This window comes from Mizugakiibacter sediminis, assembly GCF_000953855.2.
GTDB classification, from domain to species: domain Bacteria; phylum Pseudomonadota; class Gammaproteobacteria; order Xanthomonadales; family Rhodanobacteraceae; genus Mizugakiibacter; species Mizugakiibacter sediminis.
This window is the reverse complement of the sequence record NZ_DF970131.1, coordinates 16,665-38,685: the sequence shown is the minus strand read 5'-3', so window position 1 is coordinate 38,685 and position 22,021 is coordinate 16,665. Positions and strand designations below refer to the sequence as shown.

Below are 22,021 nucleotides of genomic sequence, written 5' to 3'. Positions count from 1 at the left end.
GGCGGCAGGCGCTGGCTGCGCTGGAGCGCCGGCGGCGCGATCGCGGCCGGCGTCGCCGTCGCCGCGCTGGTGCTGGTGCAGCCCGGTTCCGCGCCGATATCCGCGGGACCCGGCCTCGCCGAGGCGCCGAATCCGCCCGCGACCGGTCCGGTCGCGGGCACGCCGGTGCAGACGCCGCTGCTGACGCCGCTCGCGCCGCCGATGCTGGCGCAGCCGGCCGCCGCGATCACCGACGATCCGCTGGACTTCGTGCGGCCGGTGGCCTATTCGCGCGACCTCCAGCCCTATCTGGCCCGCCGCGCGCGCGCCGCCGGCGCGGCGGGCGAGGGCGGCGCCGCGCCCTATCTGCTGCTGATCGCGCCGCCGCCCGCGGCATCGGCCGCAACGGACACGCCGGACGGCCGGTGACCCGAGGCCGCGGTGCCGCGGCCGTTCCGCGCCGTCGCGCGCCGTGCGGCGCGGCGCCGCCGCGCCGGCCGGGAACCCCGCACGGCCGGCGAAGTCTGTGCAGCGGACGCGTGTCGGCTGCATCCTTTGATTCCACGTTCCTTGCCCGACAAGGAGTCCGCCGCCGGTGCGCGGGCGGATGGCACATCAGGAGGTCCATGCAATGAGAAGGTTCACCATGCGGTTCGCGACGCTGGGCGCGCTGCTGCTGCTCGCCGCCAGCGCCTTTGCCGCCGGCTTGCCGGACTTCACCGGCATCGTCGAGAAGAACGGCAAGGCGGTGGTCAACGTGCAGGCCACCTACGACAGCCGCAACCGTGCCGATGCCGGCCCGGGACCCGACGACCAGGTGCCGGAGATCTTCCGGCGCTTCTTCGGCATCCCGGTGCCGCCGCAGCAGGACGACGAGCGTTTCTCGCTGGGTTCGGGATTCATCATCTCCAGCGACGGCTACATCCTCACCAACAACCATGTCGTCGACGGCGCCGACCAGGTCAAGGTCAAGCTGTCCGACCGCCGCGAATTCACCGCCAAGGTGGTCGGCACCGACGCGCAGTACGACATCGCGCTGCTGAAGGTCGATGCCAGCAACCTGCCGACGGTGACCATCGGCGACTCGCACCAGCTCAAGGCGGGGCAGTGGGTGGTGGCGATCGGCTCGCCGTTCGGCTTCGACCATTCGGTCACCGCCGGCATCGTCAGCGCGGTCGGCCGCAACTTCGGCGCCAGCGACCAGCAGTACGTGCCGTTCATCCAGACCGACGTGCCGATCAACCGCGGCAACTCCGGCGGCCCGCTGTTCAATCTCGACGGCCAGGTGGTCGGCATCAACTCGCAGATCTTCTCCAACACCGGCGGCTACATGGGCGTGTCGTTCTCGATCCCGATCGACATCGCCATGAACGCGGTGCAGCAGATCAAGGACAAGGGCTACGTCACCCGCGGCATGATCGGCGTGCAGATCCAGGCGGTGACCGATGCGCTGGCGAAGAGCGTCGGCCTGCCGAACACGGCGGGCGCGATGGTCAGCGTGATCAATCCGGGCGGTCCGGCGGAGAAGGCCGGCGTCAAGCTCGGCGACGTGATCCTCGCCTACAACGGCCAGCCGATCGACGGCCCCGCCGACCTGCCGCCGCTGGTCGGCGCGACGCGGCCCGGCAGCAAGGCCACGCTGGAGATCTTCCGCGACGGCAGGAAGCGCAGCATCGAGGTGACGGTCGGCGAACTGCCGCGCGACGGCAAGTCGCTGGCGGCGGCCGAGGCCGCCGCGGTCAGCGGCAACCCGCTCGGCCTGGTGGTGCAGGACTTGAGCGGCGAGGACCGCCGGCGCCTCGGCCTGAAACCGGGCGAGGGCGTCGGCATCGCGCGCGTGGCCGGCACCGCCGCCCGCCGCGCCGGCCTGCAGCCGGGCGACGTGATCCTGATGGTCGGACGCACGCGGATCGGCTCGGCGGCGGCGTTCAACGACGCCGTCAAGGGGGTCAAGCCCGGCGATTCGGTGATGCTGCTGGTGCGCCGCGACCAGGCGACCAGCTTCATCGCCATCACCGTGCCGAAGGAGCAGGGCTGATCGCGGCGGGGCCCGGCGCGCCGGGCTCCCGGCTCATGCGATAATCCCCGCTTCGGGCCGCCCGCGGGCGGCCCGAAGCGTGCTTCGCTGCGCCCGCCTTCCCCCTGCCGCGCCGTTCCATGGACCACATCCGCAACTTTTCCATCATCGCCCACGTCGACCACGGCAAGTCCACGCTCGCCGACCGCATCATCCAGATCTGCGGCGGCCTGGAGGCGCGCGAGATGGAGGCGCAGGTGCTGGACTCGAACCCGATCGAGCGCGAGCGCGGCATCACCATCAAGGCGCAGTCGGTGTCGCTGCCGTACCAGGCGCGCGACGGCAAGGTCTACCAACTCAACTTCATCGACACGCCGGGCCACGTCGACTTCAGTTACGAGGTCAGCCGCTCGCTGGCCGCCTGCGAGGGCGCGCTGCTGGTGGTCGACGCCGCCCAGGGCGTCGAGGCGCAGTCGGTGGCCAACTGCTACACCGCGGTGGAGCAAGGCCTGGAAGTGGTGCCGGTGCTGAACAAGATCGACCTGCCCACCGCCGACCCGGAGCGCGTCAAGAAGGAGATCGAGGCGGTGATCGGCATCGACGCCGCCGACGCCATCGCCATCAGCGCCAAGACCGGGCAGAACGTCGAGGAGGTGCTGGAGGCGATCGTCGCCCGCATCCCGCCGCCGAAGCCGCGCGACACCGACCGCCTGCAGGCGCTGATCATCGATTCCTGGTTCGACAACTACCTCGGCGTGGTCTCGCTGGTGCGCGTGATGCAGGGCGAGATCAAGCCGCGCGACAAGATCCTGGTGATGTCCACCGGCCGCGCGCACGAGGTCGACCAGGTCGGCGTGTTCACGCCGAAGCGCAAGCCGAAGGACAAGCTCGGCGCCGGCGAGGTGGGCTGGGTCACGGCCTCGATCAAGGACGTGCACGGCGCGCCGGTGGGCGACACGCTGACCCTGGCGGCGGCGCCCGCGCCGCATCCGCTGCCGGGCTTCCGGAAGATGCAGCCGCGCGTGTTCGCCGGCCTGTTCCCCGTGGTCGCCGACGACTACCCGGCGTTGCGCGAGGCGCTGGACAAGCTGCGCCTGAACGACGCCGCACTGTTCTTCGAACCGGAGTCCTCCGAGGCGATGGGCTTCGGTTTCCGCTGTGGCTTCCTCGGCCTGCTGCACATGGAGATCGTGCAGGAGCGCCTCGAGCGCGAGTACGACCTCGACCTCGTCACCACCGCACCGACCGTGGTCTACGAGGTGCTGCTGACCGACGGCTCGGTGCTGCAGCTGGACAATCCGGCCAAGCTGCCGCCGAGCCAGAACGTCGCCGAGATCCGCGAACCGATCATCGTCGCCAACATCCTCACGCCGCCGGACTACATCGGCAACGTGATCACGCTGTGCGAGGAAAAGCGCGGCGTGCAACGTTCGATCCAGTACCTGGCGACGCAGGTGCAGATCAGCTACGAGTTGCCGCTGGCCGAGGTGGTGCTGGATTTCTTCGACCGGCTGAAGTCGGTGTCGCGCGGCTACGCCTCGATGGACTACCACTTCCTGCACTTCCAGACCGGTCCGTTCGTGCGCGTGGACGTGCTGATCAACGGCGACCGCGTGGACGCGCTCAGCCTGATCGTGCATCGTTCGCAGGCCGACCGGCGTGGCCGCGAGCTGGTCGAGCGCATGAAGGACCTGATTCCGCGGCAGATGTTCGACGTCGCCATCCAGGCCGCGATCGGCTCGCAGATCATCGCCCGCTCGACGGTGAAGGCGCTGCGCAAGAACGTGCTGGCGAAGTGCTACGGCGGCGACGTGACGCGCAAGCGCAAGCTGCTGGAGAAGCAGAAGGAAGGCAAGAAGCGCATGAAGCAGGTCGGCCGGGTGGAGATCCCGCAGGAGGCCTTCCTCGCCGTGCTGAAGGTGGACTCCAAGTAAGGCCGGGACGGGAGCGGAACGCATGAAGCTGTTTGGCATGGATTTCGATTTCGCCGCGCTGCTGCTGGCGCTGACCGTGCTCACCGGCGTGGTCTGGGCGATCGATCGGCTGTTCTTCCACCGGCGCCGGCTGGAACGCGCGGCCGCGCGCGGCGAGACGCCGCGCGAGCCGGTGCTGGTCGACTACGCGCGCTCGTTCTTCCCGGTGATCCTGGCGGTACTGGTGTTCCGCTCGTTCATCGCCGAGCCGTTTCGCATCCCGTCCGGCTCGATGATGCCGACGCTGCTGGTCGGCGACTTCATCCTGGTCAACAAGTTCGCCTATGGCCTGCGCCTGCCGGCGTTCAACACCAAGATCCTGGCCACCGGCGAGCCGCATCGCGGCGACGTGATCGTGTTCCGTTATCCGCCGGACCCGAGCCAGGACTACATCAAGCGCGTGATCGGCCTGCCAGGCGACGAAGTCACCGTGCGCGAGGACAAGGTGTTCATCAACGGCAAGCCGATCATCCAGGACCCGATCGGCCCCTACGCCGGCGGCGACGCCGAGAGCCGCATGCTGGAACGCGCCGGCGCGGTGGTGCGCATCGAGCACCTGGACGGCGTCGATCACCGCATCATCGCCATTCCCGGCCTCGGCGAGAGCCGGGACGGAACGTGGCGGGTGCCGCAGAACTGCTATTTCGCCATGGGCGATAATCGCGATAATAGTCTCGACAGCCGCTTCTGGGGCTGCGTGCCGGAGCAGAACCTGGTCGGCAAGGCGTTCCTGATCTGGTTCAGCTGGAAGGGGGTGGACCACGGCATCGACTTCGGCCGCATCGGCACCGTGGTCAAGTGAACGAACATGCAGCGCCGCGCGTGCGGCAGGGGTGGAGCGCATGAAGAGCAGGCAGACTGGCATCACGCTGATCGGTTTCCTGGTGATCCTCGCGGTGGCGGGCGTGTTCGCCTATGCCGCGATGAAGCTGGTGCCCGCGTACGTCGAATACTTCGGCGTGGTCAAGTCGATGAACCAGGTGGCGAGCGAACCCGGCGTGACCAACAAGTCGCAGGACGAGATCCGCCGCGACCTGCTGTACAAGTTCAGTTTCCAGTACGTCGAAGACGGCACGGTCAAGCCGCAGAACATCAAGCTCGACCAGCAGGGCAACGGCGGCACGCTGACCGTGACCTACGACAAGCAGATTCCCTTCGCCTACAACGTCGATTTCCTGGTGCATTTCACCAAGACGGTTTCGCTCCAGGGCGGCGGCGACTGATGTGCTGAAACTGGGCTACCGTTTCCGCGATCCCGCGCTGGCCGCGCTGGCGCTGACCCATCGCAGCGCCGGCCGGCCCAACAACGAACGCCTCGAATTCCTCGGCGACGCGCTGCTGAACCTGTGCGTCGCCGAGCTGCTGTTCGAGGCGCGCCCGCAGGCGAGCGAAGGCGAGCTGTCGCGGCTGCGCGCGCAACTGGTCAACGGCCCCAGCCTGGCCGAGGTGGCGCGCGAGCTGGAACTGGGCGACGCGCTGCGGCTCGGCCCCGGCGAGCTGAAGAGCGGCGGGTTCCGCCGCGACTCCATCCTTGCCGACGCGTTCGAGGCGCTGCTCGCCGCGGTCTACCTCGACGGCGGCTACGCCGCCTCCCGCGAGGCCATCCGGGCGCTGTTCGCGCCGCGCGTCGCCGCGCTCGGCAAGTCGGAGAAGGACCCGAAGACGCGCCTGCAGGAGCTGCTGCAGGCGCACGGTTGCGCGCTGCCGCAGTACGATCTCTTGGCCAGCCACGGCGAGGACCATGCCAAGACCTTCGAGGTGGCCTGCGTGCTGTCCGAACCCGAGGCGATGCGTTTCGAGGGCAGCGGCGGCAGCCGCCGCGCCGCCGAACAGGCCGCCGCCGAGCGCGCGCTGGCCGCCTTGCCGCAGCGGTTGCAGCGATGAACCAGACGTCGTCTACGGCAGTCCCGCCGCGCTGCGGCATGGTCGCGCTCGTGGGGCGGCCCAACGTCGGCAAGTCGACGCTGCTGAACGCGCTGATCGGCTATCGGCTGAGCATCGTCACGCCAAGGCCGCACACCACGCGCCATCGCATCCTCGGCATCGCCACCCGGCCCGAGGGGCAGATCCTGTACGTGGACACGCCCGGCCTGCATCGCGGCGCCAAGCACGCGATGAACCGCAGTCTCAACCGCGCCGCGCACCAGGCGATCGCCGAGGTCGACGTGGCGGTGCAGGTGGTCGAGGCCGGCCGCTGGGGCGACGAGGACGCGGCGGTGTACGCCGCACTGGGCGAACGCGCCGTGCCGCGGCTGTTGGCCGTCAACAAGGTCGACGACCTGCGCGACAAGGCGCAACTGCTGCCGTTCGTGGCCGGCGTCGTCGCGCAGCACCCGTTCGACGAGGTCTACTTCGTCTCCGCGCTGAAGCGCCAGGGCCTGGACGCGCTGGAGCAGGGCATCCTGGCGCGGCTGCCGCAGCGCGCGCCGCTGTACGGCGAGGAGGAAATCACCGACCGCAGCGAACGCTTCCTCGCCGCCGAGCTGGTGCGCGAACAGCTGATGCTGCGCCTGCAGGACGAACTGCCCTACGCGACCACGGTCGAGATCGAGCAGTTCCAGGACCGCGCGGACGGCGTCGCCGAGATCCACGCGGTGATCTGGGTCGAGCGCGAGGGCCAGAAGGCGATCGTGATCGGCGCCGGCGGCGAACGCCTGAAGGCGATCGGCAGCGGCGCGCGCAAGACGATGGAGCGGCTGTTCGAGCGCCGGGTGTTCCTGCGTCTGTGGGTCAAGGTGCGCGAGGCCTGGACCGACGACGAGGCGGCGCTGAGGCAGTTCGGGTATACGGATTGAGGGGGCTGGGAGGAGGAAGGAGCAGTTTCCGCAAGGGCTGCCCCCACTCCCCACCCTTGTTCTTCACACGCTCATGCGCATCGACCAGCAGCCCGCCTACGTCCTGCACGCGCGGCCGTACCGCGAGACCAGCCTGCTGCTCGAATGCCTGACCCGCGACCACGGGCGCGTCGGGCTGGTGGCGCGCGGCGTGCGCGGCGAACGCGCGCGGCTGGCGCGCGCCGAGCTGGAGCCGTTCCTGCCGCTGGCGCTTTCCTGGCGCATGCGCGGCGAGCTCGGCACCTTGGCCGGCGCGGAGGCCGCCGGCGCGCCGCAGCGCCTGGCCGGCGACGCGCTGCTGGCCGGTCTGTACCTCAACGAACTGGTCGTGCGGCTGGTCGCACGCCAGGACAGCCATCCGGAACTGTTCGGCGCCTACGCGCTGGCGCTCGGCCGGCTCGCCGCGGGCGAATCGCTGGCGTGGACGCTGCGCCGTTTCGAGCGCGACCTGCTCGATGCGCTCGGTTATGGCCTGCTGCTGGATCGGCAGGCCGAGGACGAGACGCCGTTGCAGCCGCAGGCCGACTACGTCTACCTGCCCGAACAGGGGCCGCAGCCATGGCGCGGGCAGCCCGGCCCGCGCGTGCGCGGCGCCGACTTGCTGGCGCTGGCCGCCGACCGCATGCCGGACCCGGAAGGTCTGGCCGCGCTGCGGCGGATGATGCGCGCGGTGATCGCCGCCCACCTCGGCGGCGGCGAACTGCGCGCGTGGCGGGTGCTGGGAGAAGCGCTGCGGCACCGTTAGCCCATGGCGGAGAGCGCGTCCCGCGTCGCCTGCAGCACGGCGCGGAACCGCTGCAGCGCGGCGTCCGCATTGCCGTCGCCGTCGCGCAGCGCGGCGGCGAGCGCGGCCGCGGCCTCGTCGAGCGCGGTCGCGCCGCAGAAGCCGGCGCCGGCGCGCATGCGATGCAGGCGGTCGCGCAGCGCCGCGCCCGCCAGCGTGCCGCCGTCCAGTTCGCCGGCGAGCGCGGCCAGTTCGCCGGCGAACAGCCGGCGCAGCGCGCGCACCGTGTCGGCGTCGCCGCTCGCCGCCGCCGCGCCCTCGTCGTCCAGCAGCGGCGAGGCGACGTGCGCGGACAGCATGTCCCGCAGCATGCCGCGCAGCGCGTCGATCGTCAGCGGCTTGGCCAGCGCCGCGGCGAAGCCGAGCGTCAGCAGTTCGCGCCTTCGCGCCGCGTCCAGCTCCGCGCTGGTCGCCACGGCGGGCGTGTCGCGCGACGCCGCCCGCGGGTCCGCGCGCAGCGCCGCGAGCAGCGCCGCACCATGCCGCACGGGCAGGCCGAGGTCGAGAATCAGCAGCGCATAGCGTGTGTCGCGGGCCGCCCGCAGCGCGGCCTCGCCGTCGCCATGCGCGTCCACGGCACAGCCGAGGCCGTGCAGCGCGTCGGCGAGAAAGCGCCGGCTGACGGGATCGTCCTCGGCGAGCAGCAGGCGGGTCGTGGGTGCGTCGGACATGGCCGTTTCCCTGGCGTTCGGTGCCGCTCTGGCAGAATGGCGCGGCATGAGGCGGGGATCAAGCGCCATCGCGACGCGCTACCTGCTGGCGCTGCTCGCGCTGGCATGGCTGCCCGTGGCGCGCGCGGGGCTGGTCGTCGGCGCCGACGCGCTGCGCCTGCCGGGCCTCGAGATGACCGGGATCGAGGCCGCGCTGGTCGCCGACCCGCAGGGCGCGCCGCGGCTGCGGCTGCACGCCGCGCGCGCCACCGTGCCGGCGCTGGGCTGGAAGGACGTCGGCGTGCGTCTCGACGTCGCGGTGCGCCGCCTGGACGGAGACCGCTGGCAGCTCGACGGCGGCCTGGCGCTGCAGGGCGCTCCGGGCCAGGCGCTGCGCGACGGCTACGTGGTGCTGCTGGCCGACCCCGGCAACGACACGCTGGCGGTCACCGTCGGCCAGTCGGCGGCCAGCCTGCGCGCGGCGATGCCGCTGGACCAGCCCAATCACGCGCAGTTGACGCTGACGCGCCTGCCGCTCGCCTGGCTGCAGGGCGTGCTGGCGGCGGCGTGGCCGGAGGGCCGGCTGGGCGGCGGCCGCGCCGACGGCAACATCGCGCTGGACCTGCTGGACGACGGCGTGCGCGCCACCGGCGATCTCGCCATCGGCGCCGCCGGCTTCGACTCGCGCAGCGGCGCCGTGGCCGGGCAGGCGCTGGGGCTGAGCGCGCGCGTCGGCTTCGACAGCACCGGCGATGGCACGCGCATCGACGTCGACGGCCGCGTGCGCGGCGGCGAGCTGCTGCTGGGATCGTTGTACGCGAAGCTGCCGTCGCGTCCGGCGCGGCTGGACGTGCAGGCGCGGCTGCGCCACGGCCGCGTCGAGATTCAGCGCCTGCGTTACGACGACGGCGACGCGCTCGCCTTGAACGGCAGCCTGGCCCTCGACGCGGACGGCAACCTGACCGCGCTCGATCTCGATCGCTTCGACGCGCACCTGCCGGCCGCCTACGCGCGCTACGGCCAGGGCTGGCTGGCCGCGATGGGCTACCCGGATCTGCGCACCGCCGGCCGTCTCGGCGGCAGCGTGGCGCTGCGCGACGGCGAGCCGGTGCGGCTGCAGCTGCGGGCGAGCGCGGTGGACGTCGTCGACGCGCAAGGCCGCATCGCGCTCGGCGGGCTCGACGGCGGCATCGACTGGGAGGCGCGCGCCGCGCGGCCGCCGACCACGCTCGCCTGGCGCGACATCCGCCTGTACCGCGTGCCGCTCGGCGCGGGACAGATGCGCCTGCAGGGCCGCGACGGCCAGTTGCAGACGGTGGCGCCGGTACAGGTGCCGCTGCTGCAGGGCACGCTCGACCTGCAGTCGCTGGCGTTGCGCCCGGCGGCGTCCGCGCCGGGCCGCGTGGCGTTGTCGCTGGCGGTCGCCGGCGTCGACATGCCGGCGCTGTGCCGCGCGCTGGGCTGGCCGGAATTCCAGGGCAAGCTGGGCGGCGCGATCCCCTCGCTGCGCTACGTCGACGACCGCGTCGAGCTGGCCGGCGGCCTGTCGCTGAACGTGTTCGACGGCTTCGTCGACGTCACCGACCTCAGCGTGCAGCATCCGTTCGGCGACGTGCCGGTGCTGGACGCCGACATCGCGCTGCGCGACATCGACCTCGAGAAACTCACCGGCGTGTTCGACGTCGGCAAGATCACCGGCCGCATGGACGGCCGCATCGCCGGCCTGAAGTTGCTGCAATGGTCGCCGGTCGCCTTCGACGCCGAGCTGCACGCCGATCGGGGCGGGCGCATCAGCCAGCGCGCGGTGAAGAGCCTGACCGAGATCGGCGGCGGCGGCTTCGTCGCCGGCCTGCAGGCGCGCGTGCTGAAACTGTTCGACAGCTTCGGCTACCGGCGCATCGGCCTGAGCTGCGTGCTCCGCGACAACGTCTGCCGCATGGGCGGAGTGGATTCAGGCAATGACGGCTACACTATCGTCGAGGGTCGCGGCCTGCCGTACATCAAGGTGGTCGGTCACCAGCAGCAGGTGGACTGGCCGGTGCTGGTGGCGCGCGTCAAGGCCGCGGCCTCGGGCAGCGCACCGGTGATCCAGTGACCGGCCGGGCCATCCGTTCCAAGGGAACCTCCGAACGACGTTCAGGGGTTCCGCAAACCAGGAGGGTTTGCTCGCGAATCGAATACGCAGGCATCGGATTCGCGGGAGCCGGTCCGGGCATGCGCCGGGCCGGCGACGTCCGAACAAGTCCCGGGACGGACTCGTTTGGATCTTCCCAAGGGAGGAAACCTCATGCGCAAGACCGTCGTCACGCTCGCCGCCGCGTTCGCCCTGCTGGCCGGCTGCGTCACCATCAACGTGTACTTTCCCGCCGCCGCGGCGGAGAAGGCCGCGCAGCAGTTCGTCGACAAGGTGATCGGCCCGGAGACGCAGCAGAACAAGCCGGCCGAGCCCGCCAAGCCGGCCAAACCCGAGGGCGACAAGGGCGGCGGTGCGCTGGGCGCGCTGCTCGACTTCGTGGTGCCGGCCGCGCAGGCGGCGGAGCCCGACCTCAACCTGAAGACGCCCGAGATCGAGACGATCCGCGCGCGCATGGCCGCGCGCTTCCAGGGCGCGCTGCAGGGCTTCCTGGACAGCGGCGCGGTGGGCTTCGCCAACGACGGCAGCGTCGCCGTGCGCGACGCCACCGCGGCGCCGCTGGCGCAGCGCGCGCAGCTGCAGCCGACGGTCGCCGCCGAGAACGCCGACCGCGATGCGCTGTACCGCGCGATCGCCGCCGCCAACGGCCATCCGGAATGGGAATCGCAGATCCGCAAGACCTTCGCCAGGACCTGGGTCGAGCGCGCCCACGCCGGCTGGTATTATCAGGACGCGTCCGGCGCCTGGAAGCGCAAGTAAGCGCGCCGGCGCGGCAAGCCTGCCACGAGCCCGGGCCACGCCGCCCGGGCTTTTCGTTTCTCCGCATGACCGCTCCCGAAGTCGACATCATCGATCTCACCCACGACGGCCGCGGCGTCGCCCGCGTCGACGGCAAGGCCGTGTTCGTCTCCGGCGCGCTGCCGGGCGAACGCGCGCGCATCGCCATCCGCCGCCGCCACCGCAATTTCGACGAGGCGGCCGTGGACGAACTGCTGGCGCGCTCGCCCGATCGCGTCGAGCCGCGCTGCCCGCATTTCGGCATCTGCGGCGGCTGCGTGCTGCAGCACCTCGCGCCGGCGGCGCAGATCGCCGCCAAGCAGCGCGTGCTGGCCGAGAACCTCGAACGCATCGGCGGCCTGCAGCCGCGCCGCTGGCTGCCGCCGCTGGCCGACGAACCCTGGGGCTACCGGCGCAGGGCGCGGCTGTCGGTGAAGCACGTCGCCAAGAAGGGGCGCGTGCTGGTCGGCTTCCGCGAGGAAGATCCGCGTTTCGTCGCCGACCTCGGCCGCTGCGAGATCCTGCATCCCGCGCTCGGCCCGAGGCTGGCCGAGCTCGGCGCGATGATCGGCACGCTGGAGGCGGCGCGCGCGATCCCGCAGATCGAGGTGGCGGCCGGCGACGACGCGCTGGCGCTGGTGTTCCGCCACCTGCAACCGCTCGGCGAGCGCGATCGCGCGACGCTGGCCGCGTTCGGGCAGGCGCACGGCTTCGCCATCCTGCTGCAGCCCGGCGGCATCGACAGCGTGCATCCGCTGTGGCCGGAGCGCGTGGCGTTGAGCTATCGCATCCCCGGGTTCGACGTCGAACTGGCGTTCGAGCCGCTGGACTTCGTGCAGGTGAACGCCGGCATGAACCTGCGCATGGTCGCGCTGGCCATGCAGCTGCTCGACCCGCAGCCCGGCGAGCGCGTGCTCGACCTGTTCTGCGGACTGGGCAACTTCACCCTGCCGATCGCGCGCCGCGCCGGCGAGGTCGCCGGCGTCGAGGGCGACGCCGGCCTGCTGCGCCGCGCCGGCGCCAACGCCGCGCGCAACGGCATCGCCAACGCCGCCTTCCACGCCGCCAACCTGTTCGAGGACCAGCGCGGCGCGGCGTGGGCGCGCCAGCCGTGGGACAAGCTGCTGCTCGATCCGCCGCGCGCGGGCGCCGACCAGGCGCTGGCATACCTGCCGGGCGCGGCGACGCGGCGCGTGGTCTACGTGTCCTGCCATCCGGGCTCGCTGGCGCGCGACGCGGCGATCCTGGCCGCGCGCGGCTTCCGCCTGGAGGCCGCCGGCGTGATGGACATGTTCCCGCACACCGCGCACGTCGAGTCGATCGCCCTGTTCGAGCGCGCCTGATGGCCATCGAGATCGAGCGCAAGTTCCTCGTGGTCGGCGATGCGTGGCGCGCCGAGGCGAGGCGCAGCGAGCGCATGGCGCAAGGTTACCTGGTCGGCGCCGCCGCGCTGGAGGCGGGACTGGCGCGCGCCTCGGTGCGCGTGCGCATCGCCGGCGCGGACGCCCGGCTCAACATCAAGTCGGCCACGCTCGGCATCGAGCGCCAGGAATACGAGCTGGCGCTGCCGCGGGAAGACGCCGAGCGCATGCTGGCGACGCTGTGCGACGGCGTGCTCGAGAAGATCCGCCACTACGTGCCGGTGGGGGGCCACACCTTCGAGGTCGACGAGTTCCTCGGCGCCAACGCCGGCCTGGTGGTCGCCGAGCTGGAGCTGCCGCGCGCCGACGCCGCCCATCCGCGCCCGCCGTGGCTGGGCCGCGAAGTCAGCGCCGAGGCGCGCTATTACAACGTCAACCTGATACGGCATCCTTACGCGCGCTGGAGCGCGGCCGAACGCGAGGAACCCACTGCATGCTGATCGTCGGTATCGCCGGCAAGGAACTCACCGCCGAGGAGCGCGGCCGCCTCGCCGCGCCCGCGGTGAGCGGCGTGATCCTGTTCACGCGCAACTTCGCCTCGCGCGAGCAGGTCACTGCGCTGATCGACGACATCCGCGCGCTGCGTCCCGATCCTTTCCTGGTCTGCGTCGACCAGGAAGGCGGGCCGGTGCAGCGCTTCCGCGAAGGCTTCACCCGGCTGCCGGCGCTGGCGCGGCTGGGTGCGCTGTACGACCGCGATCCCGCGGCCGCGATCGCGCTGGCCGAGGAGCACGCCTGGGTGATGGCCAGCGAGATGCGCGCGATCGACGTTGACCTCTCCTTCGCGCCGGTGGTCGACCTCGCGCGCGGCAACCGCGCGATCGGCGAACGCGCCTTCCATGCCGACCCGGAAGCGGTGTCGGCGCTGGCGCAGGCCTACCTGCGCGGCATGCGTCTCGCCGGCATGGCGGCGACCGTCAAGCATTTCCCCGGCCACGGCTCGGTGCCCGAGGACACTCACTTCGACGCCGCCGTCGATCCGCGCACGCTGGACGAACTGCGCGCCGCCGACCTGGTGCCGTTCGCCGACTGCTTCGACGCCGGCGCCGAGGCGGTGATGCTGGCGCACGTGACCTATCCGGCCGTGGACGCCGCGCCGGCGGGCTATTCGCGCGTGTGGATCGAGGACGTCCTGCGCGGCGAGCTGGGCTTCCGCGGCGTCGTCTTCAGCGACGACATCGGTATGGCCGCGGCGGAATCCGCCGGCGGCATCGCCGCGCGCATCCATGCCCACCTCGACGCCGGCTGCGACCTGGTGCTGGCGTGCAGTCCGGCGCTCGCCGACGCGTCGCTCGCCGCGGTGCGCGGCCGCGCGCCCTGCGATGCGGAGCGGCTGGCGACGCTGCGCGGCGCGGTCGCCTCGAGCTGGGCGTCGCTGGAGGACAATCCGCAGCGCGCCGGCTTCGTCGCCCGCCTCGCCGCGCTCGGCTCCGCCACCGGAGAGACCCACGCATGAACGCGCAACCCGCCCTGGCCGACGCGCTGCGCGCGGCCGAACTGGTGCACGACCACGCCGCGCTGCAGGCGGCGATCGCGCGCATGGGCCGCGAGATCGCCGAGAAGCTGGCCGGCGAGCGCGCGGTGTTCCTGCCGGTGATGAACGGCGCGCTGGTGTTCGCCGGCGAGCTGGCGCTGGCGATCGGCACCGATCTCGAATTCGACTACGTGCACGCCAGCCGCTACCGCGGCACCACGCAGGGCGCCGGCCTCCAATGGATCAAGCGGCCGCGCGTCGCCATGGCCGGACGCACCGTGCTGCTCGTCGACGACATCCTCGACGAAGGCTACACGCTGGCCGCGATCCGCGACTGGTGCGCCGGGCAGGGCGCGAAGCGCGTGCTGATCGCGGTGTTGTGCGAGAAGCGGCACGACCGCTGCGTGCCGGGCCTGGCCGCCGATTTCGTCGGCGTGCAGGTGCCGGACCGCTACGTCTTCGGCTACGGCATGGACTACCACGAACAGGGGCGCAACCTGCCCGGCATCTATGCGTTGCGGGAAGCGAGCGGGGAGGGTTGAGAAGCGCGGAAGGCGGACGTCGCGCCCGGCGCCCGCGCCGCGTTCTCCCGCCCCTTTTCCCGTGCCTGATCGTTCCTTTTCCGCATCCCGGGGGCAAGCATGACTCTCGATCTGGCAGTGATCGGCGGCACCGGCCTGTACCAGTTTCCCGGACTCGAAGACGTCGAACGGCGCACGCTGGACACGCCCTACGGCGCGCCTTCCGGCGCGGTCGTGCTCGGCCGCTTCCGCGGCCGGCGGTTGGCGTTCCTCGCGCGTCACGGCGAGGACCACACGCTGGCGCCGCACCGGGTGAACTACCGCGCCAACCTGTGGGCGCTGCACCGGCTGGGCGCGCGCCGCGTGCTGGGCGTCAACGCGGTCGGCGGCATCCGCGCCGACATGAAGCCGCGCGCGCTGGCCGTGCCCGATCAGATCATCGACTACACGCACGGCCGCATCAGCAGCTACAGCGACATGGAAGGCGTCAAGGTCGAGCACATCGATTTCAGCGAGCCGTACGGCGCCGCGCTGCGCGCCGACGTGCTCGCCGCGGCGCGGCGCGCCGGCGTCGCCGTCGTCGACGGCGGCTGCTACGGCGCCACCCAGGGTCCGCGGCTGGAGACGCGCGCCGAGATCGCGCGCCTGCGCCGCGACGGCTGCGACCTGGTCGGCATGACCGGCATGCCCGAAGCCGCCCTGGCGCGCGAGCTCGGCATCGACTACGCCTGCCTGGCGCTGGTGGCGAACTGGGCGGCGGGCTGCGGCGACCAGGCGGAAATCAGCCTGGAGGAGATTTTCGCCAACCTTGCGGCGGCCACCGCCGAGGTGCCGAAGATCATCGCCGCGTTGCTGGGCGATTGAGCCGGGGCGCGCATCCGGCGGCATCGCGGAGCCGGTCCGATTGGCTAATCCGTAGCCAGTTTCGGATTTTATGGATCGAACCTCTTGCGATTTTAAGAAAAACCCTGTGATATTTTGCGCGTGCAATGCGGCCGCGCACGGGCAGGGGGCTCCATGACGGCCGGACCATTGCACATGGCCATGTTTTCGAGGTTCCCGCAATGCGTACTGGTACGGTGAAGTGGTTCAACGACGCCAAGGGCTTCGGGTTCATCGCGCCCGAGGACGGTGGGGAGGACGTGTTCGTCCATTATTCGGCGATCAATGCCCAGGGTTTTCGCACCCTGCAGCAGGGCCAGCGCGTGAGTTTCGAAGTGGTGCAGGGTCCCAAGGGGGCGCAGGCATCCGGCGTGACCCCGGTGAAGTGAGCAGCGCGCAACCGATGCTTCCGAGCCCCGCTGCGGCGGGGCTTTTTTATGCCTGGCGGCCGTCCGGCGCGAAGGCGCCGCCGTGGCCGCCGCGCGCGCCCCAACGCTCGTCGACGAGCCGGCGCAGCAGCGCCGCGAACTCGGCGGCATGCGCCGGCGCATCGCACAGCCGCCGCTCGACTTCGCGGCGCAACGCGGTGCGTTGCGCGCGCAGCGTCTCGACCTCGCTGCCCAGCGCCACCGCGCGCGCCACGTAGTCGTCGGCATCGCGCGCCACCCACTGCGGCCGGCCGAGGCGCCACGCCAGGCTGGCGGTCTGCCGGCTGACCGCGCTCCAGCCGGGCAGGGTGACCACCGGCAGACCCATCCACAGCGCGTCGCAACTGGTGGTGCAGCCGGAGAACGGAAACGGATCGAGAGCGACGTCGGCCAGCCGGTAGGCGGCCAGCAGTTCCGCGTAGGACTGGCGGCCGCGCAGTTCGAGCCGCGAGGCATCGACGCCGCGGCGGGCGAAACGCCCGAGCAGGTAGTCGCGCGCCGCCGCATCCTGCAGCGCCGCGGCGCCGATCAGCAGGCGCGCCTGCGGCAGCGCGGCGAGGATGCGCGCCCACGCGTCGAGCACGCCGTCGTGCAGTTTGGCGATGCGATTGAAGGAGGCGAACACCGGCGGGCCGCCGCCCTCGCGCCGCGCCTCGGGCGTGAACGCAGGCGGCGTGTAGCAGAAACGTCCGCCGGGCAGGTGCAGCAGGCGCTCGCGGAAGCGCTGCGGCGAATCCGGCGGGACGAGCCAGCGGTCGCCGATCCAGCCGTCGATGTTCGGCAGGCCGGTGGTGTCGAAGTAGTCGAGCCAGCAAAGCTGCAGCGGCGCCACGCGCTGCGCCAGCACCTGCGGGCGGCTGAACGGTGCGTGCCCGGCGAGGTCGACCAGCACGTCCAGTCGCGCCTCGCGCAGGCGCGCCAGCAGCGCGGCATCGTCCAGCGCGTGCACGGCCAGCACTTCGTCGGCCAGCGCTTCCAGCGCCTCGGTGCAGGCGTCGCGGTGCGCCTCCAGCTCGATCAGCACGTGCGCGTGGCGCTCGCGGTCGAACGCGCGCAGCAGGCCGGTGAAGAAACGCGCCACCGGCCCTTCGTTGAAGCGCGGCGACAGCCAGCCGATGCGCAGGCGTCCGCGCGGCGGCGCCGCCACGAACGGCGGACCGAACGGCTTGACGTGGCGCTCCGCCCAGGCGAGGTGCGCGGCGTACATCGCCTCCGGCTCGGGCGTCGGGTCGTAGTGGGCGACGATCAGGTAGCGCTGCTCGTCGATCGCGTCCAGCGTGCCCTGCTCGACGAGCGAGCGGTACAGCGCCAGGCCGGCCTCGGGCTCGCCGCGGTCGATCAGGCTGATTGCGCGCATCTGCCGCGGCTTCGCGGCCTGCGGCTGCAGCGCCTCGGCGCGCTCCGAACAGGCCAGCGCCTCGGCCGCGTAGCCGGCGGCGTGCAGCGCGTCGGCCAGGGACAGCACGACGGCGTAGTTCCGCGGATGCCGCCCGGCGAGCGCGCGCAGCAGCGCGAGGCGCGGCTCGCGCGCGCCGCGCGCGGCGAAATCGGCGGCGACGGCGAGCGCCAGCGCGGGCGTCTCGAGCACGGACGGATGCAGCGCCGCGGCGAGCGCGGCGTCGGCGCGATCGCCCATCAGCCGGCTGCGCGCCAGCAGGCGACGCGCCTCCGCGTGCATCGGCGTCTGCGCGAGCAGCGCTTCCGCCGCCGCGCCCGCTTCCTCCCAGCGCTGCTGCGCCTGCAGCGCGCAGGCGAGGTCGAACTGCGCATGCGGGTGGTGTGGCGCCAGCACCAGCGCGCGCCGCGCAGCGGCTTCGGAGTCGGCGTGGCGGCCGGCGGTCAGCAGCATGTGTGCGCGGAGCTGCGGCGCGCGCGGATCGGCGGGCGCCAGCGACTCGGCGGTTTCGAGTTCGCGCAGCGCGGCGTCGAGGTCGCCGAGCTGGTGCCACAGCGTGGCCAGCAGCACGTGCGGCAGCGCTTCCCGCGGGCGCTCGGCGATCAGGCCGGCGAAGGCGGCGACGGCCTCGCGCAGCGCGCCGCGCTGGGCGAGCGCGAGCGCGGCCTGCAGGCGTTGCGACCACGGGTCGGCGGCGACGGACATCGGGGCGGGTGGCGCGGAAACCGCGCGCAGTATCGCACGCGCGCCGCGCCGCTCAGGCGGCGAACTGCAGGCGCGCCAGCTCGGCGTACAGGTCGCCCTGGCGGATCAGGCTGTCGTGCGTACCCTCGGCGACGATGCGGCCGCCGTCGAGCACGACGATGCGGTCGGCGCGCTGCACGGTGGCCAGGCGGTGCGCGATCACCAGCGTGGTGCGGCCGCGCTTCAGGCGTTCCAGCGCCGCCTGGATCGAGGCTTCCGACTGTGCGTCCAGCGCGGACGTCGCCTCGTCCAGCAGCAGCACCGGCGCGTCCTTGAGGATGGCGCGCGCGATGGCGATGCGTTGGCGTTGGCCGCCGGACAGGCGCACGCCGCGCTCGCCCAGCGGTGCATCGAAGCCGCCGGGTTGCGCGGCGATGAAGTCGTAGGCCTCGGCGGCGCGCGCCGCCGCCTCGACCGCGGCCAGGTCGGCGTCGTGGCGGCCGAAACGGATGTTGTCGGCGGCGCTGGCGCCGAAGATCACCGTCTCCTGCGGCACCAGCGCCAGCGCGCCGCGCAGCTCGTCCAGCGCCAGCGCCTTCAGGTCGACGCCGTCGAGGGTGATGCGGCCGCGCTGCGGGTCGTAGTAGCGCAGCAGCAGGCCGAATACCGTGCTCTTGCCGGCGCCGGAGGGGCCGACCAGGGCGACGGTTTCGCCCGGCCGCACGTGCAGGCTGAAGTCGTGCAGCACCGGCAGCTCGCTGCGCGTCGGATAGCGGAACTCGACGTGCTCGAGGCGGATCTCGCCGCGGGTCGGCCGCGGCAGCGGCGTCGGCCGCGGCGGGCTGGCGATCGCCGGCTGCTGCGCGAACAGCTCGCCGATGCGCTCCATCGCGCCGGAGGCGCGCAGCACGTCGCCCCAGACCTCGCTGAGCGCGCCGACCGAGCCCGCCGCCAGTACCGCGTACAGCACGAACTGGCCGAGCACGCCGGCGTCCAGCGCGCCGCTCAGCACCTGATGCGCGCCGGCCCACAGCACCAGCGTGATGGCGCCGAACACCAGCACGATCACCGCGGCGGTCAGCGCCGCGCGTGCGTTGATGCGGCGCTGCGCGGCGGCCAGCGCGCGGCGCACGGCGCCGGCGTAGCGCTCGCTCTCGATGCCTTCGCGCGCGTAGGCCTTGACCGTGTGCACCGCGTTCAGCGTCTCGTTGACGATGGCGCTGGTCTCGGCGAGGCGGTCCTGGCTGTGCCGCGACAGGCCCTGCACGCGGCGGCCGAACACCACGATCGGCAGCACCACTGCCGGAATCACCAGCGTCGTCAGGCCGGCCAGCCGCGGGCTGGTCCAGACCATCGCGCCGACCGCGCCCAGCACCATCACCGCGCTGCGCAGCGCCACCGACACGCTGGAGCCGATCAGCGCCTGCACCAGCTCGGTGTCGGTGCCGAGCCGCGACACCAGCTCGCCGACGCGCGTGCCTTCGTAGAAGCCGACGTCGAGGCGGACCAGGTGCGCGTACAACTTCTCGCGCAGCGCCGCCACCGCGCGCTCGCCGAGCAGGGTCACGCACAGGTAGCGGCCGGCGGTGGCCAGCGCCAGCACCAGCGCCACCGCGAACAGCGCGAGGAAGGTGCGGTTGATCAGCGCCGGGTCGTGCGCGGCGAAGCCGCGGTCGATCATCTGCCGCACCGCCACCGGCAGCGACAGCGTGGCGGCCGACGACAGCCCGAGGAACAGCAGCCAGCCCGCCGCCAGCGCGCGGTGCGGGCGCAGGAACGGCCACAGGTGGCGCAGCGCGGCGAGGCGGTGCCGTTCGGCGGGGGCGTCGGTGCGGGATTCGGCCATGGCGTACAAGGATAGCGGCGGTGCGGGGGGCGGCGTCTGCTGCGGATCGGGCCGGCGCGGCCGGCATCGACCGGCGGGCGCGGCGCGGGTTCCGCCGCGCGGGCGCGAAGATGGCGCGCAGCGGACCGAACTGGGGCCGGGCGTGCGGCGATTCAATCGGCCGCGGCATCCAGCCGCAGCGGCGCGGCGCGGCCGCGGAGGAGTCCGGCCAGCAGGCGTTGCAGCGCCTCGGCGTGTCGCGCGGGCAGGGCGAGGACGAGCTCGGCGCCGGCGGCGCCGAACGTCTCCGTCTCGATGTGCGCGTCCAGCTCGCGCAGCCGCGATTTCAGCAGCGCCAGTTCCGCGAACGGGCAGGCGACGGCGTAGCGCGCCAGCGCGACCAGCGACCGCTTCGGCGCGCGTCGCAGGCATTCCGCCGCACAGCCGCCGTAGGCGCGCGCCAGGCCGCCGGCGCCGAGCTTGATGCCGCCGAACCAGCGCGTCACCACCACCACCACGCGGTCGAGCCCTTGGCCTTCGACGGCCTGCAGGATCGGCCGGCCGGCGGTGCCGCCGGGTTCGCCGTCGTCGCTGAAGCGGTACTGCGCGTCGATGCGGTAGGCCCAGCAGTTGTGGGTGGCCGTGCGGTCGGCGACGCGTTCGACGAAGGCCAGCGCCGCGGCGGGATCGTCCACCGGCGCCGCGTGCGCGAGGAAGCGGCTCTTGCGCACCTCCTCGGCGAACGCGCAGGGCGCGGCCAGCGTCCGCGGCGCGGCCTCGCGCTCAGCCATCGCGCAGCACCAGCAGGCGGCGCTCGGTCATGTCCTCGATCGCGTAGCGGATGCCCTCGCGGCCCAGGCCGGACAGCTTGACGCCGCCGTAGGGCATGTTGTCGACGCGGAAGCTGGGGATGTCGCCGACGATCACGCCGCCGACCGCCAGCTCGTCCCACGCGCGCATGGCGTGGCCGAGGTCGTGGGTGAAGACGCCGGCCTGCAGGCCGTAGTCGGAGGCGTTGACGCGGGCGAGGGCGGCGTCGAAGTCGTCGAACGGCGCCAGCAGCGCTACCGGACCGAACGCCTCCTGGCAGCTGATGCTGGTGTCGTCCGGCACATTCTCCAGCACGGTCGCCTCCAGCATGTTGCCCTTGCGGCCGCCGCCGCAGAGCACGCGCGCGCCGCGTGCGCGCGCTTCCTCGATCCAGCCGTGCAGGCGCTGCGCCGCGGCCTCGTCGATCATCGGGCCGAGGAACACGCTCTCGTCCTTCGGGTCGCCGGCCTTGAGCGCGCGCGTCTTGTCGACGAAGCGGCGCTTGAACTCCTCGTACAGCGACGCGTGCACCAGGATGCGCTGCACGCTGATGCAGCTCTGGCCGGACTGGTAGAACGCGCCGAAGATCATGCGCTCGGCCACGGCGTCGAGGCGTCCGCCCTGGTCGGCGTCGACGATGCAGGCGGCGTTGCCGCCCAGCTCCAGCACCACCTTCTTGCGCCCGGCCTGCGCCTTCAGCTTCCAGCCGACCTGGCCGCCGGTGAACGACAGCAGCTTCAGGCGTTCGTCCTGCACGAACGGCGCGGCCTGCGCGCCGAGCACCGGCAGGATCGAGAACGCGCCCGCCGGCAGGTCGGTCTCGGCCAGCACCTCGCCGATGATCAGCGCGCCGATCGGTGTCTTCTCCGACGGCTTCAGCACGAACGGGGAGCCGGCGGCGATCGCCGGCGCCACCTTGTGCGCGACCAGGTTCAACGGGAAGTTGAACGGCGTGATGAAGCTGCAGGCGCCGATCGGCACGCGTCTGGCGAAGCCGCGATAGCCCTGCGCGCGCCTGGAGATCTCCAGGTTGAGCACCTCGCCGTCGATGCGCACGGCTTCCTCGGCGGCCACCTTGAAGGTGTCGATCAGGCGGGTGACCTCGCCGCGGGCGTCGTTGATCGGCTTGCCGGCCTCGATGCACAACGCCAGCGCCAGTTCCTCGTGGCGCTCGCGGAAGCGCGCCACGCAGTGCTCCAGCACCTGCTGGCGCGCATACGGCGGCAGCTTGCGCATCGGCGCCTCCGCCGCCACCGCGGCGGCGATGGCCTGCTCGATCGCGGCGGCGTCGGGCAGCGCCACGCGGGTGGCGACCGCACCGGAGTACTTGTCGCGCACTTCGAGATCGGCGTTGGCCTGCACCGGCGTGTTGGCGAGGTAGTAGGGGTAGCGTTCCTTGAGCATGGCGCGCGTCTCCTGCCGTCGGGGGACG

20 protein-coding genes and 1 pseudogene are annotated in these 22,021 nt (G+C 72.5%); 16 read left to right on the top strand and 5 right to left on the bottom strand.

Annotated features, from left to right (window positions below; translation table 11 throughout):
- The 8 genes and pseudogenes from MBSD_RS15670 to recO form a co-directional block, all read left to right on the top strand.
- A pseudogene (locus MBSD_RS15670) lies at positions 1 to 408 on the top strand (hypothetical protein); the annotation flags it as partial.
- 217 nt (positions 409 to 625) lie between these two features.
- The gene (locus tag MBSD_RS00180) at positions 626 to 2,017 is read left to right on the top strand and encodes a DegQ family serine endoprotease (RefSeq protein ID WP_237071702.1); all 1,392 of its coding nucleotides are present in this window, start codon (positions 626 to 628) and stop codon (positions 2,015 to 2,017) included.
- Positions 2,018 to 2,136: 119 nt separating this feature from the next.
- Entirely contained in the window at positions 2,137 to 3,930 is a 1,794-nt protein-coding gene (lepA, locus tag MBSD_RS00175; protein WP_062533926.1) for a translation elongation factor 4, read from the top strand.
- 37 nt (positions 3,931 to 3,967) lie between these two features.
- Positions 3,968 to 4,771 carry a signal peptidase I gene (gene lepB / locus MBSD_RS00170; RefSeq protein WP_062533934.1) on the top strand — a complete coding sequence of 268 codons (804 nt, stop codon included), beginning with the start codon at positions 3,968 to 3,970 and terminating at the stop codon, positions 4,769 to 4,771.
- A 40-nt stretch (positions 4,772 to 4,811) separates the two neighbouring features.
- Positions 4,812 to 5,192 (top strand): DUF4845 domain-containing protein, encoded by a 381-nt coding sequence (locus MBSD_RS00165; RefSeq protein WP_062533923.1) that lies wholly within the window; start codon positions 4,812 to 4,814, stop codon positions 5,190 to 5,192.
- Between the two features lie 4 nt (positions 5,193 to 5,196).
- Positions 5,197 to 5,853: a ribonuclease III gene (rnc, locus tag MBSD_RS00160; protein ID WP_062533932.1), complete on the top strand. Its 657-nt coding sequence runs from the start codon at positions 5,197 to 5,199 to the stop codon at positions 5,851 to 5,853.
- Positions 5,850 to 6,764, top strand: coding sequence for a GTPase Era (gene era, locus MBSD_RS00155; RefSeq protein ID WP_062533920.1), 915 nt, complete (start codon positions 5,850 to 5,852; stop codon positions 6,762 to 6,764). Before rnc ends, era begins: the two co-directional genes overlap by 4 nt.
- Positions 6,765 to 6,837: 73 nt before the next feature.
- Positions 6,838 to 7,548, top strand: a complete 711-nt coding sequence (gene recO / locus MBSD_RS00150) for a DNA repair protein RecO (protein ID WP_062533919.1) — start codon at positions 6,838 to 6,840, stop codon at positions 7,546 to 7,548.
- Here recO and MBSD_RS15075 read toward each other — a convergent pair.
- On the bottom strand, positions 7,545 to 8,258 hold the full coding sequence (locus MBSD_RS15075) for a response regulator (RefSeq protein ID WP_062533917.1): 714 nt from the start codon (positions 8,256 to 8,258) through the stop codon (positions 7,545 to 7,547). The two genes, recO and MBSD_RS15075, sit on opposite strands and share 4 nt — an antisense overlap.
- Before the next feature lie 46 nt (positions 8,259 to 8,304).
- Between MBSD_RS15075 and MBSD_RS00140 the strand changes: the two genes are divergently transcribed.
- The 8 genes from MBSD_RS00140 (at position 8,305) to MBSD_RS00105 (ending at position 15,835) form a co-directional block, all read left to right on the top strand.
- Complete coding sequence (locus MBSD_RS00140) at positions 8,305 to 10,332, top strand: translocation/assembly module TamB domain-containing protein (protein WP_062533915.1); 2,028 nt, start codon at positions 8,305 to 8,307, stop codon at positions 10,330 to 10,332.
- 192 nt (positions 10,333 to 10,524) lie between these two features.
- Positions 10,525 to 11,130, top strand: coding sequence for a YdbL family probable chaperone protein (locus tag MBSD_RS00135; RefSeq protein WP_062533914.1), 606 nt, complete (start codon positions 10,525 to 10,527; stop codon positions 11,128 to 11,130).
- 65 nt (positions 11,131 to 11,195) lie between these two features.
- Entirely contained in the window at positions 11,196 to 12,491 is a 1,296-nt protein-coding gene (rlmD, locus tag MBSD_RS00130) for a 23S rRNA (uracil(1939)-C(5))-methyltransferase RlmD (RefSeq protein WP_062533912.1), read from the top strand.
- Positions 12,491 to 13,009, top strand: coding sequence for a CYTH domain-containing protein (locus tag MBSD_RS00125; RefSeq protein WP_062533910.1), 519 nt, complete (start codon positions 12,491 to 12,493; stop codon positions 13,007 to 13,009). Before rlmD ends, MBSD_RS00125 begins: the two co-directional genes overlap by 1 nt.
- A complete protein-coding gene (gene nagZ / locus MBSD_RS00120) occupies positions 13,003 to 14,025 on the top strand; it encodes a beta-N-acetylhexosaminidase (protein ID WP_062533908.1) in 1,023 nt (340 codons plus the stop codon). The genes MBSD_RS00125 and nagZ overlap by 7 nt, the downstream gene beginning before the upstream one ends.
- The gene (locus tag MBSD_RS00115; protein WP_062533906.1) at positions 14,022 to 14,585 is read left to right on the top strand and encodes a hypoxanthine-guanine phosphoribosyltransferase; all 564 of its coding nucleotides are present in this window, start codon (positions 14,022 to 14,024) and stop codon (positions 14,583 to 14,585) included. Before nagZ ends, MBSD_RS00115 begins: the two co-directional genes overlap by 4 nt.
- 99 nt (positions 14,586 to 14,684) lie before the next feature.
- Entirely contained in the window at positions 14,685 to 15,428 is a 744-nt protein-coding gene (locus MBSD_RS00110) for an S-methyl-5'-thioinosine phosphorylase (RefSeq protein WP_062533904.1), read from the top strand.
- 200 nt (positions 15,429 to 15,628) lie between these two features.
- Complete coding sequence (locus MBSD_RS00105; RefSeq protein WP_062533903.1) at positions 15,629 to 15,835, top strand: cold-shock protein; 207 nt, start codon at positions 15,629 to 15,631, stop codon at positions 15,833 to 15,835.
- A gap of 46 nt (positions 15,836 to 15,881) precedes the next feature.
- Here the strand turns inward: MBSD_RS00105 and MBSD_RS00100 are convergent, their stop codons facing one another.
- From MBSD_RS00100 to MBSD_RS00085, 4 genes are all read right to left on the bottom strand, one after another.
- Positions 15,882 to 17,975, bottom strand: coding sequence for an O-linked N-acetylglucosamine transferase, SPINDLY family protein (locus MBSD_RS00100; protein ID WP_062533901.1), 2,094 nt, complete (start codon positions 17,973 to 17,975; stop codon positions 15,882 to 15,884).
- A gap of 52 nt (positions 17,976 to 18,027) precedes the next feature.
- Positions 18,028 to 19,800, bottom strand: a complete 1,773-nt coding sequence (locus tag MBSD_RS00095; RefSeq protein WP_062533899.1) for an ABC transporter transmembrane domain-containing protein — start codon at positions 19,798 to 19,800, stop codon at positions 18,028 to 18,030.
- A gap of 152 nt (positions 19,801 to 19,952) precedes the next feature.
- Positions 19,953 to 20,570: an IMPACT family protein gene (locus MBSD_RS00090; RefSeq protein ID WP_062533893.1), complete on the bottom strand. Its 618-nt coding sequence runs from the start codon at positions 20,568 to 20,570 to the stop codon at positions 19,953 to 19,955.
- Positions 20,563 to 21,993, bottom strand: coding sequence for an aldehyde dehydrogenase family protein (locus MBSD_RS00085; RefSeq protein ID WP_062533891.1), 1,431 nt, complete (start codon positions 21,991 to 21,993; stop codon positions 20,563 to 20,565). Before MBSD_RS00085 ends, MBSD_RS00090 begins: the two co-directional genes overlap by 8 nt.
- Between the last annotated feature and the right edge of the window lie 28 nt (positions 21,994 to 22,021).